This window comes from Streptomyces sp. NBC_00310 (genome assembly GCF_036208085.1).
Classification (GTDB): Bacteria; Actinomycetota; Actinomycetes; order Streptomycetales; family Streptomycetaceae; genus Streptomyces.
This window is the reverse complement of sequence record NZ_CP130714.1, coordinates 2,643,332-2,659,195: the sequence shown is the minus strand read 5'-3', so window position 1 is coordinate 2,659,195 and position 15,864 is coordinate 2,643,332. Positions and strand designations below refer to the sequence as shown.

Genomic DNA, 15,864 nt, shown 5'->3' with positions numbered 1-15,864 from the left:
CGCAGGTGTTCGCCCGGCAGTCGGGTGACAGCCGACCACGAACGCCTACGAGGTTATACGCCCTGGCTGACAGAACTCATATTGAAATCCGGCACCCGCAGCGCGGGCATCGCGGCCCGGGTGAAGTAGTCGCTCCACTCGCGCGGCAGCGTCTTCTCCGTGCGCCCGGCCTCCGTGGCCCGGCCGAGGAGGTCCACCGGCGACTCGTTGAACCGGAAGTTGTTGACCTCGCCCGTGACCTCGCCGTTCTCCACGAGGTAGACGCCGTCCCGGGTCAGCCCGGTCAGCAGCAGCGTCGCGGGGTCGACCTCGCGGATGTACCACAGGCAGGTCAGCAGCAGCCCGTGCCGCGTGTTCGCGACCATCTCCTCCAGGGAGCGGTCCTCGCCGCCGTCCAGGATCAGGTTGCCGATGGTCGGTACCACCGGCAGCCCGGTCAGGCCCGCGCTGTGCCGGGTGGTCGGCAGATTCGCGATCTCGCCCTCGCGGATCCACTCGGTCGCCTTCAGCGGCAGCCCGTTGTCGAACACCGAACTGTCGCCGCCGGAGGAGTGGGCCAGCACGAAGGGCGCGGACTCCAGGCCCGGCTCGTTCGGGTCGCTGCGCAGGCTCAGCGGCAGCTCCGTCAGCCGCTCGCCGATCCGCGTGCCGCCGGGCTTGCTGAACACCGTCCGGCCCTCGGCCGCGTCCCGCGCCGACGCCGACCACATCTGGTAGATCAGCAGGTCCGCCACCGCCGTGGGCGGCAGCAGCGTCTCGTACCGCCCGGCGGGCAGCGGCACCCGCCGCTCGGCCCAGCCCAGCCGCACGGCCAGCTCCGCGTCCAGAACGCCCGGATCGACGTCCTTGAAGTCCCGGGTGGAGCGCCCCGCCCAGGCCGAGCGCTTACGGTCCGGGGACTTGGCGTTCACCTCCAGCGTGCCGTTCGGCTGGTCGTGCCGCAGCCGCAGCCCGGTGGACGTACCGAGATAGCTCGACACCAGCTCGTGGTTGGCGAAGCCGTACAACTCGCGGCCGCCCGCACGCGCGCGTGCGAACGACTCGCCGAGGGCCGGCGCGAAGTCGGCGAACACCGCGGAGGAGGTCTCGGCGGGAGCCTCCGTGAAGTCGGGGGAGTGCTTTACGCCCGTGACCAGCGGCTGGGCGTCCTCGGCGGGTCCGGCGCCGCGCGCCGCCGCCTCGGCGGCCCGCACCAGCGGCTCCAGTTCCTCGGCGGTGACGGCGGACCGCGACACGACCCCGGAGGCGGTGCCCTCCTTGCCGTCGACGGTGGCGACGACGGTCACCGACCGGCCCCGGGTGACGCCGTTCGTGGTCAGCGCGTTGCCCGCCCAGCGCAGGTTCGCCGTCGAGTACTCGTCGGCGATCACCACACAGCCGTCGGCCCGGGAGAGTTCGAGGGCCCGCTCGACGATCTCGTGCGGCTTGTGCGCCTTGCTGTTCCGCGCGCTGTTGTTCCGCCCGCTCATCGACCGGCCTCCTGCGTGGTGTTCAGAATGTTGACGCCCTTGAAGAGGGCCGACGGGCAGCCGTGCGACACCGCGGCGACCTGGCCCGGCTGGGCCTTCCCGCAGTTGAAGGCGCCGCCCAGGACGTATGTCTGCGGCCCGCCCACGGCCGCCATGGAGCCCCAGAAGTCGGTCGTCGTCGCCTGGTACGCGACGTCCCGCAGCTGCCCGGTGATCCGCCCGTTCTCGATCTTGAAGAACCGCTGCCCGGTGAACTGGAAGTTGTACCGCTGCATGTCGATGGACCACGACCGGTCCCCGACCACATAGACCCCCCGGTCGACCCCGCCGATCAGATCCTCGGTCGACATCCCGGCAGGGTCCGGCTTCAGCGACACGTTGGCCATGCGCTGCACGGGCACATGCCCGGGGGAGTCGGCGTACGCGCAGCCGTTGGAACGCCCGAGCTCGGTCAGCCGGGCGATGCGCCGGTCGAGCTGGTATCCGACGAGGGTCCCGTCCTTGACGAGATCCCAGCTCTGGCACTCCACCCCCTCGTCGTCGTACCCGATGGTCGCCAGGCCGTGCTCGGCGGTGCGGTCGCCGCTGACGTTCATCAGCTCGGAGCCGTACCTCAGCTTGCCGAGCTTGTCGAAGGTGGCGAAGGAGGTACCGGCGTAGGCGGCCTCGTAGCCGAGCGCGCGGTCCAGCTCGGTGGCGTGGCCGATGGACTCGTGGATGGTCAGCCACAGGTTGGACGGGTCGACGACCAGGTCGTAGACGCCCGCCTCGACGCTCGGCGCCCGCATCTTCTCGGCGAGCAGTTCCGGGATCCGCGCCAGCTCGTCGTCCCAGTCCCAGCCGGTGCCCGTCAGGTACTCCCAGCCGCGCCCGACCGGCGGCGCCAGCGTCCGCATCGAGTCGAACTCACCGCTGGACTCGTCGACCGACACGGCGGTCAGCGACGGATGCAGCCGTACGCGCTGCTGGGTGGTCACGGTCCCGGCGGTGTCCGCGTAGAACTTGTTCTCGTGCACCGTCAGCAGCGAGGCGTCCACATGGTTGACCCCGTCGGCCGCCAGCAGCCGCGTGCTCCAGTCCGTCAGCAGCGCGGACTTCTCCTCGTCGGGGACGGTGAACGGATCGATCTCGTACGAGGAGATCCAGGTCTTCTCGGCGTGTACGGGCTCGTCCGCCAGCTCCACCCGCTCGTCGGACCCGGCGGCCTTGATGACCTGCGCGGACAGCTTGGCCATCGCCACCGCCTGCGAGGCGACCTTCGCGGCGGCGTCCATCGTCAGGTCCACCCCGGACGCGAACCCCCAGGTCCCGCCGTGCACCACCCGCACCGCGTACCCGAGGTCCGTCGTGTCCGACGACCCGGCCGGCTTCGCGTCCCGCAGTCGCCAGGACGCACTGCGCACCCGCTCGAACCGGAAGTCCGCGTGGTCGGCGCCGAGGGCACGGGCGCGGGCGAGCGCGGCGTCGGCCAGAGCCCTTAGCGGTAGTGCCGTGAAGGCTTCGTCGATCGAATGAGGCACCGAGGTCTCCCTGTTGCCGAGCGGTTGTCGTGGTCTGTCGGGTCCGATCATGTCGCGCCCGCGGGCGGCCGGACCACATCTTTCCGGCTGTGGTCGGCCGGCTTTCTGTAGGGATCCGACAGCGACACCCCCGAGCCACTGTCACTGCCCCAATGCCCACCCGGCGGACCGGACCGATAGGTTTTCGAGGAAGGCACCTGCCGTCCAGGCATTCAGGCAGGCGTTCAGACCGCTAAGGAAAGGGTGATCCGTTGAGCCGCTCGGTTCTCGTCACCGGAGGCAACCGGGGCATCGGCCTCGCCATCGCCCGCGTGTTCGCCGACGCCGGCGACAAGGTCGCCATCACGTACCGCTCGGGGGAGCCGCCGGCCGGCTTCCTGGCCGTCAAGTGCGACATCACCGACCCCGAGCAGGTGGAGCAGGCCTACAAGGAGATCGAGGCCGAGCACGGCCCGGTCGAGATCCTGATCGCCAACGCCGGCGTCACCAAGGACCAGCTCCTGATGCGCATGACCGAGGAGGACTTCACCTCGGTCATCGACACCAACCTCACCGGCACCTTCCGCGTCGTCAAGCGCGCCAACCGCGGCATGCTGCGCGCCAAGAAGGGCCGCGTCGTCCTCATTTCCTCGGTCGTGGGCCTCTACGGCTCGCCCGGCCAGGCCAACTACGCGGCCTCCAAGGCCGCCCTGGTCGGCTTCGCGCGTTCCCTCGCCCGTGAGCTGGGCTCGCGCAACATCACCTTCAACGTCGTCGCCCCCGGCTTCGTCGACACCGACATGACCAAGGTGCTCACCGACGAGCAGCGCGCGGGCATCGTGAAGCAGGTGCCGCTGGGCCGGTACGCGCAGCCCGAGGAGATCGCCGCGACGGTGCGGTTCCTCGCCTCGGACGACGCCTCGTACATCACTGGAGCCGTCATCCCCGTAGACGGCGGACTGGGAATGGGTCACTGATCACCATGAGCGGAATCCTCGAGGGCAAGCGCGTCCTGATCACCGGTGTGCTGATGGAGTCCTCCATCGCCTTCCACACCGCCAAGCTGGCCCAGGAGCAGGGCGCCGAGATCATCCTCACGGCCTTCCCCCGGCCCACGCTGACCGAGCGCATCGCCAGGAAGCTCCCCAAGCCCACCAAGGTCATCGAGCTCGACGTCACCAACGACGAGCACCTCGGGCGCCTGGCCGACATCGTCGGCGAGGAGCTCGGCGGCCTGGACGGTGTCGTCCACTCCATCGGCTTCGCCCCGCAGGACGCCCTCGGCGGCAACTTCCTCAACACGCCGTTCGAGTCCGTCGCCACCGCGATGCACGTCTCGGCGTACTCGCTGAAGTCGCTGACCATGGCCTGCCTGCCGCTGATGCAGAACGGCGGCTCGGTCGTCGGCCTCACCTTCGACGCGAAGTTCGCCTGGCCGCAGTACGACTGGATGGGTCCGGCCAAGGCCGCCCTGGAGGCCACCAGCCGTTACGTCGCCCGCGACCTGGGCAAGCAGAACATCCGCTGCAACCTCGTCTCCGCCGGCCCCCTCGCTTCCATGGCCGCCAAGTCCATCCCGGGCTTCGGCGAGCTGGCCGCCGTGTGGGACGACCGCTCTCCCCTGGAGTGGGACCTCAAGGACCCGGAGCCGGCCGGCAAGGGCGTCGTCGCCCTGCTGAGCGACTGGTTCCCGAAGACCACCGGCGAGATCATCCACGTGGACGGCGGGCTGCACGCGATCGGGGCGTGAGCGCCGACACCGAGGTCCGACGGCCGTTTCGAGGGCGCGCATCCATCCGGGTGTGCGCCCTCGCCGTACTCCTCTCCGCCGCGACGATCACTCGTTCGGCTCATTGGACGGGCCGCCCGGGCCGGGTGCCGCGCACGCTGGACGTGTACCGCTCAGCCACTCGGCCGAGGAGGTCCCCCTTGTGCGCATCTCCCGCAGCATCGCCCCAGCTGTCGTCGCCCTGGCTCTCGTACTCACCCTCCCGTCCGAGTCGGCACCGCACGCGCGCGTCGTGGCCGACGAACCCGATCCCTTCGGGGCGGCCTGCCGCAGCACCGTCACCGGCTCCCAGGTGATCGCGCACTGCTACAACCCGTACGTGGCCGTCGACCGCGTCCGGCTGCACATCGAGTGCGCGCGCTGGTGGGACATCGACAGTGACAGCGCCGCGGTCGAGACGGGTCCGGCGCGGACCGTACGGCTCACCGGGCGCTGCTGGAAGGAAGTCCGCTCGGTGTGGTTCAGCCACCAGCGGGGGGTGGGCTGACCCGCCCGGGACGGCAGTGGAACGGATAGCCGGCCGCCTCCGCCGCGGCGGTCTCCGCGTCGCCCGCGCGGAGGGCGTCCACGAGCCGGGCGTGGTCCATGTACGTCTCCGGGGTCAGCTCCTCGCCCACGTCCCCGCGCAGCCAGTCCCGCAGCACCTCGCCCAGGTCCGCGTAGACGGTCGTCACGACGTCGTTGTGGGACGCGGCCACGACCGCCATGTGGAAGGTCGCGTCGGCGGTCACGAAGGCCTCCGCGTCGCCCGACGCCCATGCCTCCTCGCGACGCGCCAGGAGGGTGTCCAGCTGCCTCAGGTCCCTGTCGGTGCGCCGCTCGGCGGCGAGCTTCGCGGCGCTCGACTCCAGGGCGGAGCGAAGTTCGGCGATATGGGTCGGGTCGGCGTCCGCGAAGCGGCGGTGCATCACGCCGGCGAGTTCGCTGGTCGCCACGACGTAGGTGCCGGAACCCTGCCGGATGTCCAGCAGACCGTTGTGCGCGAGCGCGCGGACGGCCTCACGGACCGTGTTCCGGGCGACGCCCAGCTGCTCGACCAGCTCGGGCTCGGTGGGGATCCGCGACCCGACCGGCCACTCGCCCGAGGTGATCTGGTTCCGCAGCGCGGCGATGACCTGCTCGGACAGCGCCGATCGGCGGGGATGGCTCAGCGGCATGGCACACCTTCGCATGGACGGGGCGACCGGGAAGAGCCGGGCCCTGGACAACCAATCATCCTATGATTCTATGATGAGTGTCATGGTGAGCGAGGAAACCCTGACGTCGACAGCCGCACCCGATCGAGTCGCACCCGCACCCGCCCAGGCCCAGGCCGAACGCGAGGTCGAAGCCCGGGCGCGAGGCACGCGCGCGTGGACGACGCGACTGGTGATCGTGGGCATCGTCCTGACGGCCCTCAACCTCCGCCCCGCCATCACCAGCCTCGGAGCCCTCCTCGAAGAGGTGCGCGCCGGGCTCGGCATGAGCGGCAGCGTCGCCGGCCTCCTCACCTCCGTACCGCCACTCTGCTTCGCCCTCTTCGGGGTCATGGCGCCCCGGCTCGCCCGCCGCTTCGGCCCGGCCGCCGTCGTCTGCGCGGGCATGGTCGCCATCACCGGCGGCCTGTCGATCCGGCCGTACGTCGGCGGCACGGCCGGCTTCCTGGCCGCGAGCGCCCTCGCCCTGATGGGTATCGCCGTCAGCAACGTCCTGATGCCGGTCATCGTCAAGCGCTGGTTCCCCGACCGGGTCGGCTCCATGACGGGCCTCTACTCCATGGCCCTCGCCCTCGGCACCTCCTCCGCGGCGGCCGTCACCGTGCCCCTGACCGAGGCGCTGGGCGGGAGTTGGCGGCCCGGGCTGGCCCTGTGGGCGGTCCTCGCGGCGGCGGCCGTGCTGCCGTGGCTGCCGCTCGCAGGGGACCGGGGCGCGCGCACCGCGGAGCGGGCCGGGGCACCGTCGGCCCCCGTACGAGGCGAAGGGCCCGCCCTGCGGATCACCCGGAGCCGTACCGCCTGGGCCCTCGCCGTGTTCTTCGGGCTCCAGGCGACCGCCGCCTACATCACGATGGGGTGGATGGCGCAGATCTTCCGGGACGCGGGGGTCCCGGCCGGCACGGCCGGGCTGCTGCTGGCCGTCACGATGGTGATGGGCGTACCGCTGGCCTTCGTGATCCCCCGGCTCGCCACCCGGCTGCCCCACCAGGGGCCGATCGCGGCCTTCCTCGGTGTCTGCGGCCTCCTCGGCTACGGGGGCCTCTACCTCGCCCCGGCGGAGGGCGCCTGGGCATGGGCGCTGCTGATCGGCATCGCCAACTGCTCCTTCCCGCTCGCGCTCACCATGGTCGGCATGCGGGCCAGGACCGGCGCGGGCGTGGTCAAGCTGTCCGCCTTCGCGCAGAGCGCGGGCTACCTGATCTCGATCCCCGGCCCGCTCGTCGTCGGCGTCCTCTACCAGCACAGCGGCGGCTGGGGCCTGCCCCTCGCCCTCATGGCCGCCCTGCTGCTCCCGCAGATCGCCGCGGGTGTCCTGGCCGGCCGCGACCGGGTGGTGGAGGACGAGGCGGCCCGCTGAGCCGCACCCCGGCGGCTCCCCGGCGGGTCAGGGGTGCGAGACTGGCCGCATGCCAGTGCTCGACCCGAACCCCCAGAACGGCCAGAAGAAGATGCTCCTGGTCTTCGGCTCGTTCCTCGCCATCTTCGTCGTCATCGGGATCATCGCGGCCATCGCGTCACCGTGACCCTCGCCCCCTCGCGGGGTGGCCCCTCGCGGGGTGGGGATAACCCCCCCGTCCCCTAGGGGACGAGTCTCAGGGTGCAGTGGGTGGATCACCGGATGGGTCGGGCCGCCCGCGTTCCGTAACGTCGAGATCGTGGCCGCAGGGGACCCGCGAGGGCCCACGGAGGACCGGGCCACGAGGACTCGCAGACCACGGAGGCGGCATGTCGGCCCGTACGCACACCCGGCCCCACCCGGCGACCACCAGCCGCGTCGACACCCGGCTGCCCTGGTGGGCGGTGGCCCTGCCGGCCCTCGGCTTCGTCACCCTCCTGCTGCTGATCCTGAACCCCGCGCAGGCCCAGGCGGCGAGCGGTGACCCCACGGTCGCCCACCTCCTGGAGCGCATACACCAGGCACTGCTGAACCACACACCGTGACGAGCGGCCAGCCCGCCGGAAGCACATGTACCGGTGCCGGGTATCCGCACTTCAACTCCCTGCGCCCCATGGCCTGTTTCGTGCGAAGCTGGGACGCATGAGCGTCGCAGAACCCCGCAGGATTGTCCTCTTCCGGCATGCGAAAGCCGACTGGCCCCAGGTCTCCGACCACGAGCGGCCGCTCGCCGACCGGGGCCGCATGGACGCCGCCGTCGCCGGGCGCAAGCTGGCCGACTCCGGCATCCCCCTTGACCTTGCCCTCTGCTCCACGGCGGTCAGGACCCTTGAGACCTGGAAGCTGGCCGTCCACGAACTGCCCGAGCGGCCGAAAACGGTCTACGAGGAGCGGATCTACGAGGCCTCGCCCGGCGAGCTGATCGCTCTGCTCAACGAAACCCCGGACGACGCGCAGAACGTCGTGCTGATCGGCCACAACCCCGGAATCCAGGGCCTCGCCGACATTCTCGCCGGCAGCGCGGAGGGCGACGCCCGCGAGCGCATGAACCGCTTCGGCTTCCCGGCCGCCGCCTTCGCCGTGCTCTCCTTCGAGGGCCCCTGGAAGAGCCTGGAGCCGGGCGTGACCACGCTGGCCGACTACTGGGCGCCGACGGAGTGACCCCGGCCGTGCGGCCCCGCCGGCACCCGGCGTAGGGCGCCCACGGGCGGGTGCGACCCCACCGGCGTATGGCGTACGGCTTCCCGGGCACCCGCCACCCCAGGGGCTCGTCAGGGCGAAGGCCCGGCACCACCTCGGTGCCGGGCCTTCGTCGTCCGCCCTCGCTACGCGTCGTGCGTGTCCGCCGCCTCGACCTCTTCCCGGGTCACCCCGAGGAGGTACAGGACGGTGTCGAGGAAGGGGAAGTTCACCGCGGTGTGCGCGGCCTCGCGGACGACCGGCTTGGCGTTGAAGGCGACGCCCAGACCGGCCGCGTTGAGCATGTCGAGGTCGTTGGCGCCATCGCCGATGGCCACGGTCTGGACCAGCGGGACCCCCGCCTCGGCGGCGAACCGGCGCAGCAGCCGCGCCTTGCCCGCGCGGTCCACGATCTCACCGACGACCTTGCCGGTGAGCTTGCCGTCGACGATCTCCAGCGTGTTGGCCTGTGCGAAGTCGAGGCCCAGCCGCTCCTTGAGGTCGTCCGTGACCTGGGTGAATCCGCCCGAGACGACACCGACTTGGAAGCCCAGCCGCTTCAGCGTACGGATCAGCGTGCGCGCCCCCGGCGTGAGCCGCACCTCGCTGCGCACCTTCTCCACCACCGAGGCGTCGAGCCCCTCCAGCAGCGCCACCCGCGCGTGCAGCGACTGCTCGAAGTCCAGCTCCCCGCGCATCGCGGCCTCCGTCACCTCGGCGACCTCCTTCTCGCACCCGGCGTGCGCGGCGAAGAGTTCGATCACCTCGTCCTGGATGAGCGTGGAGTCCACGTCCATGACCACCAGCCGCTGCGCCCGCCGGTGCAGACCCGCGGCGACCACGGCCACGTCCACGCCCAACGCCACCGACTCGGTGACCAGCGCGGTCCGCAGCGTCTCCGGTTCCGTACCGGACACCGCGAACTCGACGGCCGTCACCGGGTACTTGGCGAGCCGGAAGATACGGTCGATGTTGCCGCCGGTCGCGGTGATCCGGGCGGCGATCCGGGCGGTGGACTCGGCGGTCAGCGGGTGTCCCAGCACGGTGACGTGCGAGCGGCCGAGGCCACGGGGCCGGTTGTCGCCCAGGCCGGAGATGATCTCCGCCTGCATCTTCATCGACTCCGCCCAGCTGTGGACGGTCGCCCGCAGGTCGCCCTCCTGCCCGGCGGGCGGCTCGGTCACGAGCGCGCACAGCACGATCCGGCCACGGGTGACGACCTGCTCGATGTCGACCACGTCGACGGAGTACGCGGCGAGGGTGTCGAACAGCCCGGCGGTGATGCCCGGCCGGTCCTTGCCGAAGATCTTGACGAGGAGGGTGGGGACGTCAGAGGAGGTCTGCGAAGCGCTCATGATGTGCCAACCGTATCCGGCGCCCCGTGCCTTTTGCCCCTGAGGTCCGCCCAGCGGACGGAGAACACTGGGTTACCAGTGAGGAAAGCGCACCCGGACCGTGTACGACGTCCCGAAGATCTCCCTCGCATCACCCCCGTTCCCGGGCATCTCAACGCCCGCACGACCCTGGCGGCGGACGTGGCGGTAGCGGTCCTTCCTCCGGTGGTAGTGGTGGTGGCGGTGCGGGCCGGGTAGCCCGCCCGGACCTGGATCGTGGCCCCGCCCTGACCCGACCCGACCCGACCCGCCCCGACCTGACCCGATCCGACCCGAACCGCCCTGACCCGACCCGACCCGACCCGACCCGGACCTCGCCCCCGTTCCCCGGCAGCTCAACGCCCGCGCGGCCCCGGCGGCCCCGGCGGTGGCGGTGGCGGTGGCGGCGGCCCCTCCTCCGGTGGTGGCGGCGGTGCGGGCCAGGTACCCGAACCGGACCCGGATCGCGGCCCCGACCCTGATCCGGGGCCCGCTCCCGGCCGCTGTCCCGGCCGGCGGGGCGGCGGCGTGAAACGCCGCATCACCGTCGGCGCCCCGTTGACGTCGGGCGGCCGGGGACCCTTGGGCTCCCGGCCCTCCCGCGCCCCCAGGGCTCCCCGAGGCCTCCGCAGCTCGTCCGGCAGTCGCAGATACGGGTTGGTGTCCGGGTTCGGCGGCCGGTACGGCGTGCCCGGCGTGTACGGTCCCGAGGAGGAGTCGGTCGCGTGGGCCTCGGAGGTCGCGGTGCTCGCCCAGCCGCCCCCCGCGTCCCCCCGCGCCCACGGCGAGGCCCGCCGCCCCGCGGCCCCCGCCGCGCACGCCAGCAGCGCCCCCGCGGCCCCCGCACCCGCGCCCCACGGCGCGCCCAGCACCAAGGCCGTCGCCGGCTGCCCGCGCAGCTCGATGCCCGCGTCGAACGCGTCGATGCCGAACAGGGCCAGCGAGGCGTCCACCGACACCTCCGTCAACCGGACGAGCAGCGGCAGTGCCACCGCCGTCGCGAGCCCGAGCCGAAGCGCGCAGCGCCCCACGAAGCCGAGCGCGCCCCCGCCCCGTCCGTCCGCACCGGTCGCACCCCCGGCAGCGGTGGCAGCCGAGCCCCGTGCGAAAGGCGTACGTACGGCGGTCAGGACCCCCGCGTACACCATCATCAGCGCGGCGGCGAGGCCCAACAGCCAGACCCGGCCGTCCAGTTCGGCGAGGCGACCGAGGGTGACGGGCTCATCGGCGCCGACGCGCAGCAACTCGTCGAGGGGGTCGGGCAGCAGGTCGGCGAGTTGCCCGGTGGCCTTGCCGTCCCAGGGGACGAGGAGGCCGAGGGGGACGCCCAGCCAGACGCCGTTGGGCGCGCCGAGGAGCGCCGCGCCGGCGATCCGCTCGGGGTGGGGGTCGCTGACCGCCGCGTACGCCGCCGCCGCGAGCCCGGCCAGGACCGCCACCAGGAGCACGGTGACCACCGCGGAGACGGCCGGCCGTACGACCCGGTGCACCACGTCGAGGGCGGGCGGCAGGGGAGTGCGGCGCGAGGCCAGCAGGGCGATGAGCAGCACACCGACGCACCAGGCCAGGCCGCCGAGCAGGGTCGGCACGGTGTCGACCGAGAAGCCCACCTCGGCGCCTGCGTCGGCGAGGTCGCCCAGCCGGTCCGGCAGCAGACCGCCGCCGATGTCCCCGATGTCGCCGAGTCCGGGGATCTCCACGTCGTCGAGGTCGCCGCCGCCCGGCAGTTGTCCGTCGATCCCCAGGCGGCTGCCGTCGAGGGTGATGACGGCGTTCCCGGCCCAGGCCAGTCCGCCCATCAACGCCACGAAGAGCGCGAGCACCGTGCCCGCGCGCGCGAGGAGTTCGACGGAGGAGATCACAACTCCCGCGCCGCGCAAGGACCGTAGGAAGAACCAGGACAGCAGGAGCGCTCCCACCAGGCCGACACCCAGTGGCGTGATCTCGATGGCGGTGGTCGCCTGCGCTCCTTCCAGGCCAAAGACGGACACATCGCCGGAGGGGGTCACCGACCCACCCGCCCCGAGCGCCACAACCGCCGCGGTCATGGGCCCCAGTTCACCCGCCGAGTCGGCCTCCAGCAGATGCAGACCGAGCGCCGCCGTACCCGCCATTCCGATCAACGCCCAGCTCACGGCGGCGATCGCGGAGAACAGTACATCCCCCCACGGCACGCTCCTGCCACGGCCAACATTCCGGTCGCTCATGGTCGGACCCCCCGATCCACATCGCGGCGTTGCACCGCTGATGTCCCCCTCGCGTGGGATTACCACTCTCCGGCCCGGTTTCAACCCCGTCAACGGGATGGGGTGATGCCCCCGTACGTTCTCTTCACAAGGCCCGACTTTCGGTCAGGGGGTCGAGCCTGAAATAGTTCCCCCCGATGTTCGACATCCCTAGACTCCCTGTGTTGGGGGTAATTTCGGGGGACAACTCAGTGGGGCATGGAGTGCCGGAACTCGTACTGGAATTGAACGGACAAACCTGGACGCTCGATCCGTCCAGGGCATATACCCTCGGACGTGATCCGCAGGGGGACATCGTGTTCGACGACGCCAGGGTGTCCTGGCGTCACGCCACGATCAGCTTCAGCGGCCGTAGTTGGGTGATCGAGGACCACGGCAGCACCAACGGCACCTTCGCGCAGGGCCAGCGGATCCACCAACTGGAGATCGGCCCCGGCTCGGCCGTGCACCTGGGCAACGCGACCGACGGCCCGAGACTCAACCTCTCCGGTGCCGCCGCGTCCGTCGCGCAGCCCCAGCAGCAGCCGTACGCCGCGCAGGGCGCGAGCGCCGGATACGCCGCCCAGCAGGCCCCGCAGCAGCAGGCCCCGCAGGCGGGCTGGCAGCAGCCGCAAGCGGCACAGGTCCCGCATCAGCAGGGCTTCCCGCAGCAGGGCCCCGGTGGTGGCGCGGGGGCGCCGCCGGTCTACGGCGACCGCAGCCCGACCACGTTCCACCACCTGTCACTCGGCCGCGTCATGCGCATCGGCCGTGCCCTGGAGAACGAACTGGTCGTCTCCGACCTCCAGGTCTCGCGCAACCACGCCGAGTTCCACGCGACGCCCGACGGGCGCTTCGAGATCCGCGACCTCGGCTCGCACAACGGCACGTTCGTCAACGGTATGCCGATCGCCAAGGGCGGCACGGCGCTCCTCGGCCCGAACGACATCGTCGGCGTCGGCCACTCGACGTTCCGCATCATCGGCGACCGCCTCGAAGAGTTCGTCGACACCGGTGACGTCTCCTTCTCCGCACGCCACCTGACGGTCACCGTCGACGGCGGCAAGCAGATCCTGAAGGACGTCTCCTTCGGCGTCCCGGAGAAGTCGCTCATCGCGGTCATCGGCCCGTCGGGCTCCGGCAAGTCCACCCTGCTGAAGGCGCTCACGGGCTACCGCCCCGCCAACCAGGGTGACGTCCTCTACGACAACCGGAACCTGTACAAGCAGTTCGCCGAGCTGCGCCAGCGCATCGGTCTGGTCCCGCAGGACGACATCCTGCACAAGGAGCTGACCGTCAAGAAGGCCCTCAAGTACGCGGCCAAGCTGCGCTTCCCCGCCGACACCACGGCCAAGGAGCGCGACGCCCGTATCGACGAGGTGCTGCGCGAGCTGAAGCTCGACATCCACAAGGACAAGAAGGTCACCTCCCTCTCCGGCGGCCAGCGCAAGCGCGTCTCGGTCGCCCTGGAGCTGCTGACCAAGCCGTCGCTGATCTTCCTGGACGAGCCGACCTCCGGCCTCGACCCGGGCATGGACCGCGACGTCATGCAGCTGCTGCGCGGCCTCGCCGACGACGGCCGTACGGTCCTGGTGGTCACCCACTCCGTGGCCGAGCTGGCGATCTGCGACAAGCTCCTGGTGATGGCCCCGGGCGGCTCGGTGGCGTACTTCGGTCCGCCCGAGGAGGCCCTGAACTTCTTCGGCTACGACACCTGGGCCGATGTCTTCTCCGCCTTCGAGAACTACCGCGACTACGACTGGGCGGGCCGCTGGAAGGGCTCGCAGCACTACCAGATGTACGCCGCGGACATCGACGCCGTCGCCCCGCAGTCGGTGCACATGCCGCCGCCGCAGTCGATGCGCCCGCCGAAGCCTCAGGGCTGGTTCTCCCAGCTCGGCACCCTGGTCCGGCGCTATGTCTCCGTCATCGCGTCCGACAAGGGCTTCCTCGCGCTGACGGTGATCCTGCCGGCCGTGCTCGGCGCGGTGAGCCTGCTCATCGACCCGGACAAGGACCTGCTGGTCCGGGGGGTGAACAAGGCCACCGGCCTGCCCATCCCGAACGGCACGGCCACCACGGTGCTGCTGATCCTCGCGGTCGGCGCGTGCTTCGCGGGAGCCGCCAACTCGGTCCGAGAACTGATCAAGGAACGGGTGATCTACGAGCGGGAGCGGGCGACCGGCCTGTCGCGTTCCGCGTACCTGATGTCCAAGGTGATCGTCCTCGGCGCGGTCACCGTGTTCCAGGGCGCCATGGTCGGCGCGATCGGCTTCTCCAGCCGGACCATCCCGGACGAGTCCCTGATCTTCGGCACCGGCAAGTTCGCCGTCATGCTCGAACTCTCCATCCCGATCATGGGGCTCGGCTTCACGTCCATGATGTTCGGCCTGGTCATCTCCTCGCTGGTGAAGACCGCCGAGAAGACGATGCCGCTGCTGGTGATGTTCGCGATCGTCCAGGTCGTCTTCACCGGCTGCCTCTTCGCCCTGCACGGCAGCCCCGGGGTCAACGAGTTCTCGTACCTGATGCCGTCGCGCTGGGCGGTCGCCGCCGCCGGTGCCACGCTGGACTTCAACAACATCAGCCCGCCCAAGGAGGCCGGCGACACGGACCCGCTGTGGGACCACACGGTCGGCGCCTACAGCCTCGACATGATCGCCCTCATCGTGCTCGGCGTGATCTGCGGTGTCCTCGTGGCCCGCTTCCTGCGCCGCCACGAGCCGGAGGTCATGCGGAAGTAGCCCCAGGGCACCGGCGTACGAAGGGCGGCACCCGCACCGGGTGCCGCCCTTCCGCGTTCTCAGAGGTCCCGCGGGCCTCAGTAAGCGCTGTTGACGTTGTCGATCGAGCCGTAGCGGTCGGCGGCGTAGTTCGCGGCGGCCGTCAGGTTGGCGACCGGGTCGTACTGGCTCTTGGCCGTGCCGGGGACGTGGTACGCGTCGAAGGTCGGCTTGATGACCTGGAGCAGACCGATCGACGGGACGCCGTTGATGGCGTTGATGTCCCAGTTGTTGATGGCGTTCGGGTTGCCCGAGGACTCCCGCATGATGTTCTTGTGCAGGCCGTTGTAGGTGCCCGGGATCTTGTGCTTCTTCATGATGTCGAGCGCCTCGCGGATCCAGCCGTCCAGGTTGTTCGGGTACGACTTCGCGGCGGCGGCCTTGACCTGGGCGGCGCGCTTGGCGGACCGGCTCGCGGCCTCCTTCTTCGCGCGCTCCTGCTCGGCCTTCTTCGCGGCGGCGGCAGCGGCGGCCTTCTTGTCGGCGTCGGCCGCCTGGTCCGTGACGCTCGCCTTCGCGGCCTGGGTCGCGCTCTGACTGAACGCCACCGGCGCCGCGGAAACCGTCTGCGCGGAGGTCTGAGCCTCGGCCGGCACCAGCGAGAACGCGAGGGAGGCGGCGCCGACGGCGGCCACTCCGGCGAACGAGAGCTTGTGGGTCTTGGTCAGCGCGAGGCGGTTGCGGAGGATGTTGGCGTTCATGGGCATGAGTGATGGACCTCTTCGAATAGCGCGGAGGTCGCTCTCGGGCCGGTTCAGGACACTGCTCTTCCAGCGGAAACGCCGCGGAAGAACCCACGGCGTCGAGCGACAGTTGCCATTCTTAGCGGCCGCAAAATCGCGTGGCAAAGGTGTGACGTACGATCCTTGGTAGTAGAAACAGAAACGGCAAAACGGGACAGACCAACCTGTCTCTCCCGCTCAAACCGCCCTTATCTCTCTCCTAGGGACGTTCG

General features: G+C 71.0%; 14 protein-coding genes. 8 read left to right on the top strand and 6 right to left on the bottom strand.

Features of this window, described 5'->3' with window-relative positions:
* Nucleotides 1-53: 53 nt before the first annotated feature.
* Together OG202_RS11720 and OG202_RS11715 are read right to left on the bottom strand one after the other, a co-directional pair.
* Nucleotides 54-1,469, bottom strand: coding sequence for a metallopeptidase TldD-related protein (locus tag OG202_RS11720; RefSeq protein WP_326583773.1), 1,416 nt, complete (start codon nucleotides 1,467-1,469; stop codon nucleotides 54-56).
* The gene (locus OG202_RS11715) at nucleotides 1,466-2,989 is read right to left on the bottom strand and encodes a TldD/PmbA family protein (protein ID WP_327730368.1); all 1,524 of its coding nucleotides are present in this window, start codon (nucleotides 2,987-2,989) and stop codon (nucleotides 1,466-1,468) included. Before OG202_RS11715 ends, OG202_RS11720 begins: the two co-directional genes overlap by 4 nt.
* A 251-nt stretch (nucleotides 2,990-3,240) precedes the next feature.
* Here OG202_RS11715 and fabG point away from each other — a divergent pair, with 251 nt between their 5' ends.
* The 3 genes from fabG to OG202_RS11700 all read left to right on the top strand — a co-directional run bounded on the left by fabG (nucleotide 3,241) and on the right by OG202_RS11700 (nucleotide 5,244).
* Complete coding sequence (gene fabG, locus OG202_RS11710) at nucleotides 3,241-3,945, top strand: 3-oxoacyl-[acyl-carrier-protein] reductase (RefSeq protein WP_327730369.1); 705 nt, start codon at nucleotides 3,241-3,243, stop codon at nucleotides 3,943-3,945.
* Nucleotides 3,946-3,950: 5 nt separating this feature from the next.
* Nucleotides 3,951-4,718, top strand: coding sequence for an enoyl-ACP reductase FabI (fabI, locus tag OG202_RS11705; protein WP_326583776.1), 768 nt, complete (start codon nucleotides 3,951-3,953; stop codon nucleotides 4,716-4,718).
* Nucleotides 4,719-4,899: 181 nt separating this feature from the next.
* Nucleotides 4,900-5,244, top strand: a complete 345-nt coding sequence (locus OG202_RS11700; RefSeq protein WP_327730370.1) for a hypothetical protein — start codon at nucleotides 4,900-4,902, stop codon at nucleotides 5,242-5,244.
* Here OG202_RS11700 and OG202_RS11695 read toward each other — a convergent pair.
* Nucleotides 5,219-5,914 (bottom strand): FadR/GntR family transcriptional regulator, encoded by a 696-nt coding sequence (locus tag OG202_RS11695; RefSeq protein ID WP_328222687.1) that lies wholly within the window; start codon nucleotides 5,912-5,914, stop codon nucleotides 5,219-5,221. The two genes, OG202_RS11700 and OG202_RS11695, sit on opposite strands and share 26 nt — an antisense overlap.
* A gap of 82 nt (nucleotides 5,915-5,996) precedes the next feature.
* On the opposite strand from OG202_RS11695, the gene OG202_RS11690 reads away from it, so the two are divergent.
* The 4 genes from OG202_RS11690 (at nucleotide 5,997) to OG202_RS11675 (ending at nucleotide 8,510) form a co-directional block, all read left to right on the top strand.
* Nucleotides 5,997-7,310 (top strand): CynX/NimT family MFS transporter, encoded by a 1,314-nt coding sequence (locus OG202_RS11690; protein WP_405893139.1) that lies wholly within the window; start codon nucleotides 5,997-5,999, stop codon nucleotides 7,308-7,310.
* A gap of 49 nt (nucleotides 7,311-7,359) precedes the next feature.
* On the top strand, nucleotides 7,360-7,476 hold the full coding sequence (locus OG202_RS11685; protein ID WP_005477623.1) for an SGM_5486 family transporter-associated protein: 117 nt from the start codon (nucleotides 7,360-7,362) through the stop codon (nucleotides 7,474-7,476).
* 202 nt (nucleotides 7,477-7,678) lie between these two features.
* Nucleotides 7,679-7,894, top strand: a complete 216-nt coding sequence (locus OG202_RS11680; protein WP_327730373.1) for a hypothetical protein — start codon at nucleotides 7,679-7,681, stop codon at nucleotides 7,892-7,894.
* Nucleotides 7,895-7,991: 97 nt separating this feature from the next.
* Nucleotides 7,992-8,510, top strand: coding sequence for a SixA phosphatase family protein (locus OG202_RS11675; RefSeq protein WP_326583781.1), 519 nt, complete (start codon nucleotides 7,992-7,994; stop codon nucleotides 8,508-8,510).
* A gap of 164 nt (nucleotides 8,511-8,674) precedes the next feature.
* On the opposite strand, the gene serB is transcribed toward OG202_RS11675, so the two are convergent.
* On the bottom strand, nucleotides 8,675-9,883 hold the full coding sequence (gene serB, locus OG202_RS11670) for a phosphoserine phosphatase SerB (protein WP_326583782.1): 1,209 nt from the start codon (nucleotides 9,881-9,883) through the stop codon (nucleotides 8,675-8,677).
* 374 nt (nucleotides 9,884-10,257) lie between these two features.
* Nucleotides 10,258-12,075: a streptophobe family protein gene (locus OG202_RS11665; protein ID WP_443052237.1), complete on the bottom strand. Its 1,818-nt coding sequence runs from the start codon at nucleotides 12,073-12,075 to the stop codon at nucleotides 10,258-10,260.
* A 275-nt stretch (nucleotides 12,076-12,350) separates the two neighbouring features.
* Between OG202_RS11665 and OG202_RS11660 the strand changes: the two genes are divergently transcribed.
* Entirely contained in the window at nucleotides 12,351-14,870 is a 2,520-nt protein-coding gene (locus OG202_RS11660) for an ABC transporter ATP-binding protein/permease (protein WP_326583784.1), read from the top strand.
* A 77-nt stretch (nucleotides 14,871-14,947) separates the two neighbouring features.
* Here OG202_RS11660 and OG202_RS11655 read toward each other — a convergent pair whose 3' ends face one another.
* Nucleotides 14,948-15,616, bottom strand: a complete 669-nt coding sequence (locus tag OG202_RS11655) for a transglycosylase SLT domain-containing protein (RefSeq protein WP_326583785.1) — start codon at nucleotides 15,614-15,616, stop codon at nucleotides 14,948-14,950.
* Nucleotides 15,617-15,864: the final 248 nt, after the last annotated feature.